We start from the raw sequence: 14,786 nt of genomic DNA on the forward strand, positions 1-14,786 counted from the left end.
GGGGTGCGGGTTTGCCCGTTCAAGCAACCGCCATGCTTCGCGCCTTCTTTCGTTCGCGCATCTGTTGGCTCGGGATTCCCGGCTTCCTGTTCTTCCTCTGGGCATGGCAGGAATCCGGACACTACGACACCGGAGCGGAGATCCGGATCGAAAACCGGGGACGCGTGTATGTCCGCCAGCGAGGCGGAGAGGTCATGTGGTACTGGTTCTGGAACAGCCCCGAAATGGACCGCGGGTCAACCCGGCACCACCCGCTGTTCAAGGTCGTCAGACGCGAGACTCCGGAGGATACCTTGCCGGCATTGGGTTGGTTCGGATTCTGGTTCCCCAAGCCCTTCCACCACACCCATCAGGTCTACGTCGATCTTCCGGGACGTGGTTGTTCGGTCTTCATCGTCTCCCACTGGCTTCTGTTGATCGCCTACTCGGCAAGCTGGGGTGCCTTCTTCCTTTGGCGGCAGAGACGCAAAAAACGCCTCAGTTCACCGACAAGCTCTTGAACCAAGTCACCACGAATTTGGTGGGCAGGATGTCCTTCAGCACCTTGACGAACTCGCCCGCCTTCACGAACTCATCGCCATTCAAGTCGAGGCCCGGGAAGGTCACGATGTCCGGGAGCTGGGGATCGCTGGGAAGCGAGGTGCGCGCCACAAACCACTCGAACAGATCGATGCTGTTATCGTGGTCATTGTCGAAGTAGTCGAAGAACGCATCGGCGACCGCCTGCAAATCGGCCACATTGCCCTGACCGCCATTCTTGGCCTTGGTCAAGGTCTTCAATAGCGCAGCGAACTCGGTCCGGCTGATGACCTCGTCATTATCGGTGTCGGCCTTGTCGAATTTCTTCACCTCCGCCTTCGTCGGGCTGATCAAGCCGGCGGAAGCAGTGGCGGAGGAAAGGGCGATGATAAGGAGGGGGAGAAGCGTGAATTTCACCGGTCTACGCTGACGGCTCAGGTCCCTCGGCGACAAGCCCGAATCATCGTGCAAAGCGCGCCAGACTCTCTCACCTCTGCGGATGCTTCTCTAACATCCATTCGTTCGCGGCGTTCTCACCAAAGAGCTTCACTCGGTCGAAGTAGAGCTGCCAGTCGCCTTCCGGCACCGCGGAATCCTTCATCAGCTCTGCGACCTGATTCGTTCTGCCAACGAGGAGTTCCTTCTGCTGCTTGAGTTCTTCCAGGCGGGCAGTCGCCTCTTCCGACTCGAGACCCTTGAGGGCTTCTTTCTCGACCACCGTTCCCACCAGGAAGTCCACGAGGCGTCCACCTTCCTGAAGCTGCCGCGCCATTCCGATTTGGATTTCGCGCAGGGATTCCACGGACTGGTCATCTCCCGCGGCCTGATAGTCTTTCCGCATGTCCCGCATCCCGTCGGCGAGGGTGCGAAATTGCAGCAGCAGCGACTTGCTGCCTCCAGAGAGGGCCATCAGTTTCGCCTGCGCGGGCGTGAGCCCGGAAGCAAGGTAAGCCTCCTCGTCATTTTGAGTGGAGGCGTTCGTGAAATCATTGACCGGCTTCCCCACAGACTTTTGCAGTTCCTCCAGCGCCTCCTGCTTCCTGCCCAGCGCCAGAAGCGAGCGTGCCGCCATGCAGTTTCCGAGCGCATTGGTCGGATCCACCCGCTTGAGATTCTCCAGGATGGCCAGCCGCTTCTCCGCATCCTGCACCTGTGAAAGGCTCGTCATGAGGACCTGCGGATGATCCGGAAATCTCTCCAAGGCCTCCTTGAGATAAGCATCATCTCCACCCAACCGGAACGCCGAAAGAAGCGAATCCACGCTGCGATTGCTCGCGTTCACGAAAGCTTCGACCTGTTCCTTGGTGAGGATTCGCTCAGGAGGCCCTTCTCCCATGACCAAGGCCGCGAGTTCCCTGAAGGAGCGCTTGCTTCGCCCGGCCGCCCGATTCCGATCCCGATCCACTTTGGAGGAAGGGGATGCCGAACCAACCGGCCTCGCTGGAGCGGAGTCATTCGTCCCGGCCGAAGACGCTGGAGCCCGGTCCCTCGACTGCATCAACACCAATACCAACACCAGCAGGACCGCGATCGCGATCCATCCGGCGGCTTTCTTTGGCGAAGGCATTGGCATCCATTCCCTTGCTAACAGATCCGCCCGGCGGGCAAAGCCGAATCCCAAGGGATCCTCAAAGCACCCTCCCTTGATAGCGGACCATGAATTCCTTCGCCCACGCCATCTCCGGAAGCGCCAGCAGCCGCTTGGAAATCGATCTTACCATCTCGTCCGGATAGTCCCGGTGGAATCTGACGTCGATCATTCCCGGCGTAATTGTCGCCGCCATCGCATTCCCGCGATAGTCGTCCTCATAGGACACCCCTTCCTGCTTCACGTCACGATGCTGGATCGTGCCGGGAAAGAACACGGCGGCCGAAGAATTCAGCACGCACTTCACGAAATACCCCTCCGCAGCGAGGTAGGGCGAAAGGGATTCCAAACCGAAAACCTTCATGGAGCGATCAAACCCTCGGCCTCCCTAACACCTCCACCGCCTGCATCGCCGCCGCATTCCGGTTCTCCACGCCAAGCTTCTCAAAGATGTTCCCCATGTGCTGCTTCACCGTCTTCTCGCTCATCCCGAGGATGCCGGCCACGTCGCCATTGCTCTTCCCCTGCGCCACCCACAGCAGCACCTCCGCCTCGCGGTTGGTCAGGCCCATCCCAGTCAGTGGCTCGTGACTGGAGTAGTCGGGATTGAATCCCCCACCATTCGCCGCCGCGGCGGCCTGGACCCTTGCCTCGATCGCCTCTGCCCGCGCAAGCCGCGCTTCCACCGCAGCCAGCAGATCCTCCCGCACCACCGGCTTCACGAGGTAATCATCCGCCCCGAAATTCATGCCGATCCGGATGTCGGTCTTGTCGCTGCGGGCGGTCAGGAAAATGAACGGCAGCGTCGCCGTCGCATCCTCCCCACGCAGCGTCTGCACCACCCCGTGACCATCCATTTCCGGCATCATCACATCACAGATCACCAGGTCCGGACGCTTCTGCCGCGCGGTCTCCACGCCCACCCGGCCATTCTCCGCCGTGAATACCTCGTAGCCCTCCATTTCCAGCATCAGGGCGATATTCCGCCGCATCGGGGCCTGGTCTTCGATGACAAGAATGCGCTTCATAGGGAGAGGAGACGCGGCATCCTGCACGAAATACGTGAAAAGACCATCCGACTAAAGTCGGAGTGCCGGAATTCGCGTTCCGTGCGACCATGGGCGCGTGTTGGATCCCGAACAAAAGCACCGCCTGCGCAAGACCTTCGCCCTCGTGGAACGCCAGTCCCACGTCGCCGCCCTGGTCTTCTACCAGCGCCTGTTCGAGCTCAACCCCATGCTCCGCCCCCTCTTCAAAACCGACATCGAACTCCAGGCCGCGAAGCTGATGGAAATGCTCTCCACCGCCCTGAGCCTGCTGGAAAAGCCGGAGGAGCTGACGGAAACCCTGGAAGAACTGGGGGCCCGCCACGTCGCCTACGGCGTGAAGACCGAGCACTACGACACGGTCGGCGAGGCTCTGTTAGCCATGCTTTCGTCCGTGCTCGGCAAGGACTTCAACGCCGACGCCCGCAAGGCATGGACCGAGCTCTACCTGCTCATCGCCTCCACCATGCTCCGCGGCGCGGCACGGGTCAGCCACTAGGCGAACACCGGCAGCCGCACCGTGAAGGCGGTGCCGTCACCGGTCTCCGAAATGAAGCCGATGCTGCCGCCGTGCAGTTCCACGCAGCGCTTGGTGATCAGCAAGCCAAGGCCACTTCCCTGGATCTCCCCGACATTGCCCGCCCGCTGGAATGCCTCGAACATCCGGGACTGATCATCCCCGGGAATCCCGATCCCGCGATCCTTCACCACGAACTCCGCCGCATCGCCATCGCGCCGCACGCGGAATTCCACCGGGCTGCCGGCAGGCGAGTATTTCGCCGCGTTCGATAGCAGGTTGGAGAAGATGTGGCGCAGCAGCGGCTCATCCGCCGTCGCCCCGGCGAGATCGTTTTCGAAGGTCATCTCCACCGGGCACCGTCGCACCGTGGCCGACTGCGATTCATCGGTCAGCTTCAGGCACAGCGCCTCCAGATCCAGCGGCACCGGCGAAAAGGTCAGCTTGCCCGCATCCGCACGACCGAGCACCAGCACCTGCTCCATCAGCGCCCCCATCCGCCGCGTGGCACTGTGGATGTCCTCGAACAATTCTAACCGCCTCGCCTCATCCAGCCTATCAAAGTAATTCCGCAGCAGTTCCACCGCCGACATGATGATCCCCAGCGGCGTCCGGAACTCGTGCGACACGATCGACGTGAAGCGCGAGCGCAGCTCATTCAGCTCCCGCTCATTCTCCAGTGCCCGGCGAATGGTCTCTTCCGTACGGCGTTGCTCGGTTCGGTCCGTCACCGCCGCAATGACGCTCGCGCCCTTCCCCGGCACGCGGGCCAGATGGACCGAGCACGGAATCTCCCGCCCGTCGCCACTGCGATGGACCCAGTCGAAATACGGCGTCTCACCGCCCAGCGCCTGGGAAATCTTCTCGCGCGCCGCGTCCATGCTCAAGCGGCCATCCGGCTGATACTCCGGGCTGAAATCCGCCGGCCCACCGGCCAGCAATGAAGTACGATCCACACCGTAGAAGCGCAGCGCGCTCTCATTCGCATCCGTGAATCGCCCCGTCTCCATGTCCACCACCACCGTCGGCGTCGGCGTGTGCTCGATCACCTGGCGATAGCGCGCCTCGCTCTCGCGCAGCGCAACCTCCCCGCGCTGGCGTTCATCAATCTCCACCGCCAGCGCGATCCATTGCGCCACGTAGCGCGCGAAGTCCACTTCCTGCGCTGTCCACTCGCGCGGGCCGCCGACATGCTCATGGCACACCACCCCGAAGAGCCGGCCATGACGATGCACCGGCGCATCCAGCATCGCGCCGATTCCCAGCGGCGTGAAATAGATGTCATGGAACTCGGCCAGCCGCGGATCGCTCATCGTATCGCTCGCCACGATCAGGTTCGATCCCTCGTGAAGCGCCGCGAAGTAGGTGGGAAACGTATCCGCCTCCAGCACCAGCGGCTCACTGTCATGGGTCCCGCTGGAGAGCAGGAACTGCATCTCCCTGCGGATCGCGCGGCCATCGGGATCCAGGCTCCAATAACCCACCCGCTCCACATTCAGGCTGGCAGCACTGCGTTGCAGCAGCTCGCGCAGCATGTCCTTCAAGGGCACCACGCCGATCCGCTCGATCAAGGTATCGAGCTGCTCGCTGGAAGGTCGTAAGGGCGCAGTCATGGGAAGTTGAAGGCCGCACTTAGCGGAAGCACCGCGCGCCGTGAATCCCATTCCGCGGCACCACACCGCCTCCGTCCGAAGTCGTATGCAGAAGCCCCCGGAAACACGGGAAACCCCGGCGGAGGTCCTATTCCGCAAATCCACAACTCATGGGATGAAGGCAGCACACCAATCGAATTTCTCCTCCAGCCATGAAAACACTTCTCGCTCTTCTCTTCACCGCCCTGGCGGTCTGCGCCAATGCCGGCACCCACGTCTGGTCGGGTGCGGGTGCCAACGCCTATTGGAACACTGCCGGCAACTGGTCCTCCGGCGGCGTGCCTGTCGCTGGCGAGGCCGCCCCGGTGAAGCTCATCTTCCCCGCCAACGCCACTTCCCGCACCAGCATGCTGAATATCGCCAACCTCAAGATCGACTCCATCGAGGTGGACCTCACCAGCGGGAGCTACACTTTCCCGACGGCAGGAACGTCCATCACCTTCACCGGTGCGGCAGGCGACAATTTCAAGGTGACCGGAAACTCGAGCAGCGTAACCTGGCAGCCAGGCATCAACCTCCAGTCGACCTGCCGCTTTAACGTCTTGGTCAGTCCCGCCTACGCCGATTTCCAAGGCGTGATTTCCGGCAACGGCGGCATCGTGAAGACCGGCAACGGCGACTTGAAGTTTTCCATCGGCGCTGTGGCGAATACCTTCACCGGCACGCTGCGGCTGGAGCAGGGCGATATTCTCTTGGAAAAGGCGGCGGGCATTGCCTGCTTCGGAGGCAAACTTGAAATCGTCGCTGGCACTTGCACGGTCCGCCAATCCCAACAGATCCCCGCCAATGCGGTGGTCGAAATCCTCGGTGGCACCCTGGCGGCCGCTGGCAACACCACCTTCACGCAGACGCTCAACAATGTGACGATGGGCGGCGATAGCCGCATCAACGCAAACGTGAACGGCAACATCACTTTCGGCGGAACCTTGGATTTCGTGAATGATGCCACTACCAGTCCCACCATTTCTACCGCGAGCACCGGAACCCTCTCCTTCGGCGGCGGTACTCGCACCCTATACCTGCCGCACCCCGATTCCTACCTGGAAGTCTATGCCGTGATCGGTGACGGCCCGACCGCTACCAGCCTTGTGAAGACCGGTGCCGGCTATCTGAAGCTCCTGTCGGCCAACACCTTCTCCGGAACCATGGAGGTTAAGGAAGGCGAGCTTGATATCGCGAATCCGAATGGACTCGGCAGTACCGCCAAGGGCACCACCGTGCGCGCCGGCGCCACCCTGATCCTGAACTCTACCATGACCCTCCCTGCCGGAGAAACCATTACGCTGGAAGGCGATCTCGAGCCCGCAATGCAGCGGAGCTGCCCGGCCCGGTCGTGCTCGGCGGCACTCCATCCATTCATGCCGCCTACGGCTTCCCGCTCAAGCTGACCGGTGTCATCTCCGGCAGTCCTTCACAGGTCACCATCAAGGCCGGCGGCGCGGTCGAATGGAGCGGCAGCCAGGGCAACACCTACACCGGCATCGTCAAGGTCGACCTCAGCTCCGAACTCGTCCTTAAGAAGACCGCGGGGCAAGCCGTCACCGGCCCGGTCGAAATGGGTGGAGGCAAGCTCACCCTGGGAGCATCCAATCAGATCGCCGATACGGCACCGGTGTGGTTTTCAGGAAACGGCGTGTTCAACGTCAACGGCTACTCGGAGACCGTTTTAACCGTCTACGGAAGTGTGACTGCCGCGCTCGTGCTCGGCGATGGAACGCTGACGCTGGCCGGCAACAGCACCAACCAGCTCGGCTCCGCCGCACAACAGGTCCGGATCCAAGGCAGCCCGCTTTCCTCGATTCACAAGAAAGGCACCGGCACTTGGACCGTCTATCGCGGTGACTATCCGGTGGGAGGAGATCAATCGACTGCACTCTACGTGGAAGCCGGAAAAGTGCAGCTGCAGGTCAATTGGCAAGGCTCCATCTTCCTCACCGGCGGCACCTTGGAAGGCAATGCCATCACCGGCTCGATCACCAACAACGGCGGCACGCTCAACCTCACCACCCTCCAGCCCAAGGGCGTCACCACCCCCGGCACCGGCGGCACCCTCGCCTGCAATATCAATAGCGAAGTCCCCGGCACCGGCTTCGGCCGCCTACAGGTCACCGGCACCGTCAACCTCACCGGCCTCACCCTGAACCTCGCGCTGAACTACCAGCCCCTGAACAACGAGACCTTCACCATCATCGACAACGATAGCAACGACGCCGTCACCGGCATCTTCAATGGCATGCCCGAAGGATCCACCATCTACGCCGGCGGCCAGCCCTTCAAGATCACCTACAAGGGCGGCTCCGGAGCCAACGATGTGGTGCTGCTCTTCACCGGTATTGGCGCACCTGACCCGCAGATCACCCTGGTCCGCCCTCAACCCGATGGCACCGTCCGCATCGACGTTTCATGGCAGCCATCCAAGACCCTGACCCTGGAACGCGGCGTCAATGGAGGCCTCGCCCAATGGACCACCGCGAAAAGCGTGACGCTCGATGGGCAGGGCAAGGCAACCGTATTCGTCTCAGCTGGCGGTACTAAGCGGGAGTTCTTCCGCCTGCGAACGAATTGAAGCACATCTCGTAGAGACGACCTCGCCGCATGCGACCATGGCTCCTCATGGTCGCATGTTTTTTTCACGAGGGACTCACTGCTTCGGCTTCCACGCCAGCCTCCGACCAAAGTTGGACGCCAGGCCCTCTTCAAACGGCATCCCCTCCGTCCGTGGTCCTATTCACGGAAACGCAACGGTCCGTTAGACATCGTGTCATCGCCAGGACGACCCCCGATCAAAAAAACTCAATCATCCAATACCATGAAGACCATCGCTCTCCTCCCCTTCGCCGCTCTCATCACCACCACCAGCGTGCACGCCCAGGGCCCGCTTACCCCGCCACCTGGTGCACCGGCCCCTCTGATGAAGTCACTCGATCAAGTCGAAGCCCGCACCCCGCTTGTCGCCGGCCAAGCGGGCGTCACCATTGATGCCAATGGCGGCATCACCATCAGCCAATCGGGCAGCTACTACCTCACCGGAAACCTCACCCTCACCACGCCAGGAGTGAATGGCATCACCATCAGCACCAGCCATGTCACCCTGGACCTGAATGGATTCACCCTGACTAACGTCACCGGAAGCGGCGGCAATGCCGTGCTGATCACCGCCGGCAACGTCACCGTCCGGAATGGCATGATCCGCGGCGGCACCACTCTCTCCGGCAGCACGTTCACGGCTGCCGGATGGAACGACGGCATCACCGCGACCACGCCTTATCCCAATCTCGTCGTCGAAGGCGTCGAGGTCTCCGGCGTTCGGAATAACGGAATCTATCTCTGTTATGAAGGCACCCGCATCGAGCGGTGCTCCGTCACCACGGTGGGCGCCACCGGTCTCTTTGCCAGTTTGGTTTCCTCCAGCACCGCTCGCAAAACCGGCGCCATCGCGATCCTGGCATCCTCGGATCCCAGTTCGGCCGCCGTCTCCGATTGCTTCGCTGAAACCGTCTCGCCAACGCAGGAGGGAATTTCCGCATCCGATGGAGCCGTCAGCAATAGCAGGGGTATTGCCGTGGGAGGCCCTGGTATCTCTGCGGAAACCGCTACCAACTGCTACGGCACCAGTGGGTCCGGCACTGGCCTCATTGCCAACGTCGCCACCTGCTGCCACGGAGTCAGCATTTCGGGAGTGGGCATCACTGGCATCACCCTCATGAATTGCTACGGACAGAGTGTTACGGGATCCTTCGGAATCTCGGGCACCATGGCCACCAGCTGTGTCGCCAGCCGGGCTGGCGGCGTGGCCCTCTCGGTGGTCACCGCCAATGGCTGCCATACCTTGTCGGGCACCGTCACGGCGACCAACAAATACAACATGCCGTGAACTGAATGGCCAAACCTCCACTCCATACGGCCATGAAGCTCTTCCCGCTCTCCCATCTCGCCTCCTTCGCCTGCGCCGGTTTCTTGCTAGCGGCTCCGGAGCCAACGATGTGCTGCTGCTCTTCGTGGGAGTCGGCGCACCCGACCCACAGATCACCCTCGTTCGCCCTCAACCCGATGGCACCGTGCGCATCGACGTCTCCCGGCAACCCTCCAAGACCCTCACGCTGGAGCGCGGCGTCAATGGAAGCCTCGCCCAATGGACCACCGCAAAGAGCGTGACGCTCGATGGACAAGGCAAGGCAACCGTCTTCGTCACAGCAGGCGGCACTCCGCGGGAATTCTTCCGCCTGCGAACGAACTGAAGCAGATCTCATAGCGACGACCTCACCGCATGCGACCATGGCTCCCCATGGTCGCATGTTTCTTTTCACGGATGACTCGCCGCTTCAAGGCAACGCCCTGCACCTTCTCGACAGCTACCGCCTCCTCAAAGTCAAAGGCACCACTGCCTCCTTCCGCTGGCAGCCCGCCGCGTCCTGACTCAAAGGGGTGTCGAAGTTCCGGCGACACGGCTCCATCGTAGCGGAACGACTACGTCGTTCCGGCGGTGCGCACTCCGTTGGAAAATCGCCACCCGCAACTCTCCCTGCGTTCCCGCTTCGCCGTTTGTGAAGATGTGCTCATGAGGAGACGCACCGGCACTTGGCTGAAGCGCCACGCGACATGGATCTATCCACGCTAGCCTCCGACCAAAGTCGGACAACAGAGCCTCTTCAAACGGCATTCCCTCCGTCCGTGGTCCTATTCACAGAAATCTAACCGTCCGTTAGACATCGTGGCGTCACGACGACAACCCCAATCCAATCCTCAATCATCCAAACACCATGAAGACCACCGTTCTCCTCCCGCTTGCCGCCCTCATCGCCACCGCCACCGTGCACGGCCAAGGCTCCCTCACTCCGCCGCCCGGCGCACCGGCACCCGTGATGAAGTCACTCAATCAAATCGAAGCGCGCACCCCGCTGGTCGCCGGACAAGCCGGCGTTACCGTCGCCCCCACCGGCGAGATCACCATTACCACCTCGGGCAGCTACTATCTCACAGGCAACCTCATCACCACCGGCACGACCTCCTGTATCAATGTCGGCACTTACAACGTCACCCTTGACCTGAACGGCTTCACCGTCAGCCGCACCACGGGGACTGAAGTCAACACCGCAGGCATTCTCATTTCCGGCGCTGACAACCAAACCGTCACGATACGGAATGGCTTCATCATCGGCGGTGGCGTCGCCGCGGGATTCGCAGCCGCAATCGACACGCTCGACGGCTTCGAAGGAAACGTCCATGTGGACAATGTCCATTGCTCGAAAGTGCGCTCCGGCATCATCCTGAACTACGACGAAGCCAGGAACTCGGTTCGCAACTGCTCCGTGGAAACATCCGGAGGCGAAGGCATCCGCGCCGAGCTCGTGTCCGACTGCACGGTGCGCGACACCGTGGGCACCGGCATCTTCGGCCAATCGGTCTCCAACTGCCACGTGGTGCAATCCTCGTCCACCTATGCGGGATCTGCCATCGACTACAACAACTCGTCAGGCTCGGTCGTGAGCAACTGCTACGCGATCTCCTACGCAGCGTATGGAATCCGCGCCTACACGGTCACCAACAGCTATGCGCGGACTACCACTGGCACTGCGGCTATCAGCGCCACGGTGGCAACTCAATGCGTCGCACGACGCGTTGGCGGAAATGCGATCAGTGTCACCACCGCGGTCGGCTGCCACGCGCTGGACGGGGCTGTCGTCGCCACCAACAAATACAACATGCCGTGAGCCGGATCGCTGAACCCTCACTTCACACGGCCATGAAACTCTTCCCGCTCTCCCACCTCACCTCCTTCGCCTGCGCCAGCCTCTTGTTAATGGCACCCGCCAGCGCTGCCACCTCCACCATCGATGCTTCCACGCACTACGCCTGGTCTGCCAACACCGGCTGGATCGATTTCCTCCCGGATGCCGACCGCGGATTCCGCTTCGGCGAGTTCAGCTGCGCCGGTTGGCTCTGGTCGCCCAATATCGGCTGGATCGACTGCGGCGACGGCACCCCCGCCAACAGTATCAACTACGCCAACAATAGTAACACCGACTACGGCGTGAACCACTACGGAACCGGCGACCTCTACGGCATGGCCTGGAGTCCTAACACCGGCTGGATCAATTTCGGCTGGGCCACCCTCGATCCCGGCAATGCCAACCGTCCCCGCGTCGACCTCGTCACCGGCGAGTTCACCGGCTACGCATGGAGCGCCAACTGCGGATGGATCTCGCTGGCTGGCGTGAAGACCACCCGCATGGAAGTCATCGATACCGACGGCGACGGCATTTCCGATGCCTTCGAAATGGCCTACGCCGGCAACCTCACCACGCTCGCCGCAAACCACGATCAGGATGCCGATGGCTTCTCCGACGTGGATGAGTATGAATCGATGACCAATCCCTTCGATCCCTCGAATTTCTTCCGGGTCACCAAGGTCGAGCAGGCCAGCGCGGACGGCAGCGCGACCAAGCTCACCTGGACCAGCGCACCCAATCGCCGCTACGTCGTGGAGCACTCCAATGACATGGGCACGTCCACGAAATGGCACGTATCAGCGCTGGATCCCGCACAATTCACGGCGGACTCCGGCGACTTCACCACCCGCACCACGCTGGATGTCGCCGCCGTGAGACGCTTCTTCCGCGTGAAGTCGGTGATCCCGCTCCAGCCATAAGGAAATTGTCGATGGCGCCGGGGAGGCCACCGTGCCAAGGTGGTCCTCCCCCGCCATGTTCCCGTCCTTCAAATCCGGCATCGCATGGGCCTTGGCCATCATGCCGCTGCATGCAGAAGTGCTGGAGACGAACTTCGAGTCCGGCTTCGGCCCGTGGACACCGCTGTTCTCCGGAACCTGGGAGATCCAGAACCAAAGCGGCAATCACGTCGCCGCGCTCACCGTGGCCGGAGTCAATCGCCCGCCGGTGCGCAGGCCCCAGGCCTACCTTTTCCTGAATGGCTACTCGTGGACCGACTGCACCTTCACCGTGCATGCCAAGACCCTCGAACCCGCCGCCACCACCACTCGCGATGTCGTCCTCATCTTCGGCTACGCGGACGATACCCACTACTACTACGCCCACACCTCCAGCAAAGCGGACGCCATTCACACCGTGATCATGAAAGTGGCCGGCACCCAGCGCGCCACCATTCACCTCGAAGCGAATCCCACCCCCGCCCTCAATGGCAACTGGCAGACCATCCGCGTCGAACACGCCGCCACCGGCACCATCCGCGTCTTCGTCGATAACATGGTCACCCCACGCCTCACCGCCAATGACACCACCTACCCCGCCGGAGCCCTCGCCTTCGGCTCCTTCGACGACCGCGCCCTCTTCGACGACGTCTCGATCTCCGGAACCGACATCCCCGTAACGGCTCCAAAAGTCTCTCTGGAAAAACACGGCAACAACGAACTCACCCTGAGCTACCCCACGCAAAAGGGCCTCTCCTATCAGCTCCTCTCCGGCAGCAACCTCTCCTCCCTCACTCCTCTAACAACAGCCACCGCAGGCTCGGGCAGCATGGAAACCCGCCCCGTCATCCTAGCCGAAGCTCCCTACCGTTTCTTCCAAGTGCTCACCACCCACCCCCTGCTGGCGCAGCCTTAAGGGGTGTCGACGTTCCGTCGACGCGTCTCCTATCACGCTCACACCGCCCACCGGTAAAGCGCCCCCGCCAAAGTCGCCGTCATCAGCGTCGCCATCGTCCCCGCCAGCACCGCCTTGAAACCCAGCGCCGCAATCGTCGGCCGCTGCCCCGGCGCAATACCACCGGTCCCCCCAAGCTGGATCCCGATCGAAGCAAAGTTCGCAAACCCGCACAGCGCGAAGGTCGCGATGAAAATCGTCCTCGGACTCAGCACCCCCGTACTCTTGAGTTCCCCGAGCTGAAGGTACGCCATGAACTCGGTGAAGACCAGCTTGGTGCCAATCAATGCCCCCACTTTCGGAGCATCCGCCCAGTCAATGCCGATGATCCATGCGACCGGCGCGAACACAAAACCCAGCAACACATCCAGCGACAACTGGGGATAGTCGAAGATCCCGCCCACCCACTTCAGGCAGCCATTCAGCAGGCCGGCGAACGCCACGAACGCGATCAGCATCGCCCCCACATTCGCCGCCAGCTTCAGCCCCTCCGAAGTGCCGGTCGCAAGCGCATCAAGCGCATTGGCACCCAGCGTGTCCTTCGGCACATGCAGCGAGTCATCGATCGGCTCCGTTTGCGGGATCAGCAGCTTCGCCACCACCAGCGAGGCTGGCGCGCCCATGAAGGACGCACACATCAGGAACTTGGCGAAGGCAACCTGCTGGGCTCTGTCCTGCCCGCCCAAAAACCCGATGTAGGCCACCAGCACCCCACCGGCGATCGTCGCCATCCCGCCCGTCATCAGCGCGAAGATCTCGCTGCGATTCATCCGGTCGATGTAGGGCTTGATCATCAGCGGCGACTCCGTCTGCCCCAGGAAAATCTCCGCCGCCGCGGCCAGTGATTCAGCCCCGGACAGCTTCATGAATTTCTTGCTCACCCAGGCAAAGGCCCACACCACCTTTTGCAGGAAGCCCACATAGTACAGCAGCGAGCACAGCGCGGAAAAGAACACGATCGTGGGTAACACCTGGAACGCGAAGACGAACCCTCCCTTGCCCCCGATCACCCGGTCCATCGTGCTGCGCTCCGCCAGCTCGCCGAAGACGAACTTGGACCCCTCGATCGAGAAATCGGTGATCCAGACGAAGAACTCCGCCACCGCGTTGAAAACATCGCTGCCCCCGGGCACCACTAGGAAGCACAGCGCCAGGATCATCTGCAATCCCAGCCCGCCACCCACCAGCTTCCAGTCGATCGCCTTCCGGTTCTCCGAGCAAAGCACGCCGATTCCGATAAGGCTGGCAATGCCGAGCACGGCGCGGAGGAGGTCTGTTAGCATCGTGGTCCTTCTATCAGCAAGAGACGGGCCGGAAAGCCGGAAGAAAACATTGCATCCGGCGGGCCGCCGCCTACCCCTTGCGCCCCATTCTGCATGAAACGCGTGGTCATCCATACCGACGGCGCCTGCAAGGGCAATCCCGGCCCTGGAGGTTACGGAATCGTCATGGTCTGCGGCCGCCACCGGCTGGAGCTCTCGAAGGGCTACACCCGCACCACCAACAACCGCATGGAACTCCTCGCCACCATCGTGGCGCTGGAAGCTCTCAAGGAGCCGTGCGAAATCGAGCTCCTGTCCGACTCCCGCTACGTCATCGACGCGATGACCAAGAACTGGATCAAGGGCTGGAAGGCCAAGGGGTGGAAAACCGCCTCTAATGGCCCGGTGAAAAACAAGGACCTCTGGCTCCGCCTTTCCGCCGCCGCCGAGGTCCACAAGGTCACCTGGAAGTGGCTCCGCGGCCACGCCGGCCACAAGGAAAACGAACGCTGCGACGTCCTCGCCGTCACCGCCGCCACCGGCCGCGGCCTGCTGGAAGACGCCGGCTTCGAGGGCTGAC

17 protein-coding genes are annotated in these 14,786 nt (G+C 62.0%); 11 read left to right on the forward strand and 6 right to left on the reverse strand.

Features of this window, described 5'->3' with window-relative positions:
- Positions 1-32 precede the first annotated feature (32 nt).
- On the forward strand, positions 33-500 hold the full coding sequence (locus WKV53_RS09540; protein ID WP_341404342.1) for a hypothetical protein: 468 nt from the start codon (positions 33-35) through the stop codon (positions 498-500).
- On the opposite strand, the gene WKV53_RS09545 is transcribed toward WKV53_RS09540, so the two are convergent.
- The 4 genes from WKV53_RS09545 to WKV53_RS09560 form a co-directional block, all read right to left on the reverse strand.
- Positions 478-936: an EF-hand domain-containing protein gene (locus WKV53_RS09545; protein ID WP_341404343.1), complete on the reverse strand. Its 459-nt coding sequence runs from the start codon at positions 934-936 to the stop codon at positions 478-480. The two genes, WKV53_RS09540 and WKV53_RS09545, sit on opposite strands and share 23 nt — an antisense overlap.
- A 70-nt stretch (positions 937-1,006) precedes the next feature.
- Positions 1,007-1,855 carry a tetratricopeptide repeat protein gene (locus WKV53_RS09550; RefSeq protein WP_341404344.1) on the reverse strand — a complete coding sequence of 283 codons (849 nt, stop codon included), beginning with the start codon at positions 1,853-1,855 and terminating at the stop codon, positions 1,007-1,009.
- A gap of 292 nt (positions 1,856-2,147) precedes the next feature.
- On the reverse strand, positions 2,148-2,471 hold the full coding sequence (locus WKV53_RS09555) for a hypothetical protein (RefSeq protein ID WP_341404345.1): 324 nt from the start codon (positions 2,469-2,471) through the stop codon (positions 2,148-2,150).
- Between the two features lie 7 nt (positions 2,472-2,478).
- Complete coding sequence (locus WKV53_RS09560) at positions 2,479-3,135, reverse strand: response regulator transcription factor (RefSeq protein WP_341404346.1); 657 nt, start codon at positions 3,133-3,135, stop codon at positions 2,479-2,481.
- 97 nt (positions 3,136-3,232) lie between these two features.
- On the opposite strand from WKV53_RS09560, the gene WKV53_RS09565 reads away from it, so the two are divergent.
- On the forward strand, positions 3,233-3,652 hold the full coding sequence (locus WKV53_RS09565; RefSeq protein ID WP_341404347.1) for a globin domain-containing protein: 420 nt from the start codon (positions 3,233-3,235) through the stop codon (positions 3,650-3,652).
- Here WKV53_RS09565 and WKV53_RS09570 read toward each other — a convergent pair.
- On the reverse strand, positions 3,649-5,283 hold the full coding sequence (locus tag WKV53_RS09570) for a sensor histidine kinase (RefSeq protein WP_341404348.1): 1,635 nt from the start codon (positions 5,281-5,283) through the stop codon (positions 3,649-3,651). The two genes, WKV53_RS09565 and WKV53_RS09570, sit on opposite strands and share 4 nt — an antisense overlap.
- 191 nt (positions 5,284-5,474) lie before the next feature.
- Here WKV53_RS09570 and WKV53_RS09575 point away from each other — a divergent pair, with 191 nt between their 5' ends.
- The 8 genes from WKV53_RS09575 to WKV53_RS09610 all read left to right on the forward strand — a co-directional run bounded on the left by WKV53_RS09575 (position 5,475) and on the right by WKV53_RS09610 (position 12,905).
- The gene (locus tag WKV53_RS09575) at positions 5,475-6,710 is read left to right on the forward strand and encodes an autotransporter-associated beta strand repeat-containing protein (protein ID WP_341404349.1); all 1,236 of its coding nucleotides are present in this window, start codon (positions 5,475-5,477) and stop codon (positions 6,708-6,710) included.
- Positions 6,656-7,888: a hypothetical protein gene (locus WKV53_RS09580; protein ID WP_341404350.1), complete on the forward strand. Its 1,233-nt coding sequence runs from the start codon at positions 6,656-6,658 to the stop codon at positions 7,886-7,888. The genes WKV53_RS09575 and WKV53_RS09580 overlap by 55 nt, the downstream gene beginning before the upstream one ends.
- Positions 7,889-8,131: 243 nt before the next feature.
- The gene (locus WKV53_RS09585) at positions 8,132-9,196 is read left to right on the forward strand and encodes a hypothetical protein (RefSeq protein WP_341404351.1); all 1,065 of its coding nucleotides are present in this window, start codon (positions 8,132-8,134) and stop codon (positions 9,194-9,196) included.
- A gap of 109 nt (positions 9,197-9,305) precedes the next feature.
- On the forward strand, positions 9,306-9,560 hold the full coding sequence (locus WKV53_RS09590; protein WP_341404352.1) for a hypothetical protein: 255 nt from the start codon (positions 9,306-9,308) through the stop codon (positions 9,558-9,560).
- A 55-nt stretch (positions 9,561-9,615) separates the two neighbouring features.
- Positions 9,616-9,738, forward strand: a complete 123-nt coding sequence (locus WKV53_RS09595; RefSeq protein ID WP_341404353.1) for a hypothetical protein — start codon at positions 9,616-9,618, stop codon at positions 9,736-9,738.
- 344 nt (positions 9,739-10,082) lie between these two features.
- On the forward strand, positions 10,083-11,033 hold the full coding sequence (locus WKV53_RS09600; RefSeq protein ID WP_341404354.1) for a hypothetical protein: 951 nt from the start codon (positions 10,083-10,085) through the stop codon (positions 11,031-11,033).
- Positions 11,034-11,065: 32 nt separating this feature from the next.
- Positions 11,066-11,971 (forward strand): hypothetical protein, encoded by a 906-nt coding sequence (locus tag WKV53_RS09605; RefSeq protein WP_341404355.1) that lies wholly within the window; start codon positions 11,066-11,068, stop codon positions 11,969-11,971.
- A gap of 55 nt (positions 11,972-12,026) precedes the next feature.
- Complete coding sequence (locus tag WKV53_RS09610) at positions 12,027-12,905, forward strand: hypothetical protein (RefSeq protein ID WP_341404356.1); 879 nt, start codon at positions 12,027-12,029, stop codon at positions 12,903-12,905.
- 38 nt (positions 12,906-12,943) lie between these two features.
- Here WKV53_RS09610 and WKV53_RS09615 read toward each other — a convergent pair whose 3' ends face one another.
- Positions 12,944-14,227 (reverse strand): NupC/NupG family nucleoside CNT transporter, encoded by a 1,284-nt coding sequence (locus WKV53_RS09615; RefSeq protein WP_341404357.1) that lies wholly within the window; start codon positions 14,225-14,227, stop codon positions 12,944-12,946.
- A gap of 93 nt (positions 14,228-14,320) precedes the next feature.
- Here WKV53_RS09615 and rnhA point away from each other — a divergent pair, with 93 nt between their 5' ends.
- Positions 14,321-14,785, forward strand: coding sequence for a ribonuclease HI (gene rnhA, locus WKV53_RS09620; protein ID WP_341404358.1), 465 nt, complete (start codon positions 14,321-14,323; stop codon positions 14,783-14,785).
- The last annotated feature ends 1 nt before the right edge of the window (position 14,786 follow it).

The sequence above is a fragment of the Luteolibacter sp. Y139 genome, assembly GCF_038066715.1.
In the GTDB taxonomy this organism is placed as follows: Bacteria; Verrucomicrobiota; Verrucomicrobiia; order Verrucomicrobiales; family Akkermansiaceae; genus Haloferula; species Haloferula soli.

Bases quoted from the DNA above. Each gene is read 5' to 3' on its own strand.
- WKV53_RS09595 (WP_341404353.1), top strand. From the start codon at position 9,616: ATGTTTCTTTTCACGGATGACTCGCCGCTTCAAGGCAACGCCCTGCAC.
- WKV53_RS09605 (WP_341404355.1), top strand. From the start codon at position 11,066: ATGAAACTCTTCCCGCTCTCCCACCTCACCTCCTTCGCCTGCGCCAGC.
- WKV53_RS09550 (WP_341404344.1), bottom strand. From the start codon at position 1,855: ATGGGAGAAGGGCCTCCTGAGCGAATCCTCACCAAGGAACAGGTCGAA.
- WKV53_RS09585 (WP_341404351.1), top strand. From the start codon at position 8,132: ATGAAGACCATCGCTCTCCTCCCCTTCGCCGCTCTCATCACCACCACC.
- rnhA (WP_341404358.1), top strand. From the start codon at position 14,321: ATGAAACGCGTGGTCATCCATACCGACGGCGCCTGCAAGGGCAATCCC.
- WKV53_RS09615 (WP_341404357.1), bottom strand. From the start codon at position 14,227: ATGCTAACAGACCTCCTCCGCGCCGTGCTCGGCATTGCCAGCCTTATC.
- WKV53_RS09575 (WP_341404349.1), top strand. From the start codon at position 5,475: ATGAAAACACTTCTCGCTCTTCTCTTCACCGCCCTGGCGGTCTGCGCC.
- WKV53_RS09570 (WP_341404348.1), bottom strand. From the start codon at position 5,283: ATGACTGCGCCCTTACGACCTTCCAGCGAGCAGCTCGATACCTTGATC.
- WKV53_RS09610 (WP_341404356.1), top strand. From the start codon at position 12,027: ATGTTCCCGTCCTTCAAATCCGGCATCGCATGGGCCTTGGCCATCATG.
- WKV53_RS09555 (WP_341404345.1), bottom strand. From the start codon at position 2,471: ATGAAGGTTTTCGGTTTGGAATCCCTTTCGCCCTACCTCGCTGCGGAG.
- WKV53_RS09540 (WP_341404342.1), top strand. From the start codon at position 33: ATGCTTCGCGCCTTCTTTCGTTCGCGCATCTGTTGGCTCGGGATTCCC.
- WKV53_RS09560 (WP_341404346.1), bottom strand. From the start codon at position 3,135: ATGAAGCGCATTCTTGTCATCGAAGACCAGGCCCCGATGCGGCGGAAT.
- WKV53_RS09600 (WP_341404354.1), top strand. From the start codon at position 10,083: ATGAAGACCACCGTTCTCCTCCCGCTTGCCGCCCTCATCGCCACCGCC.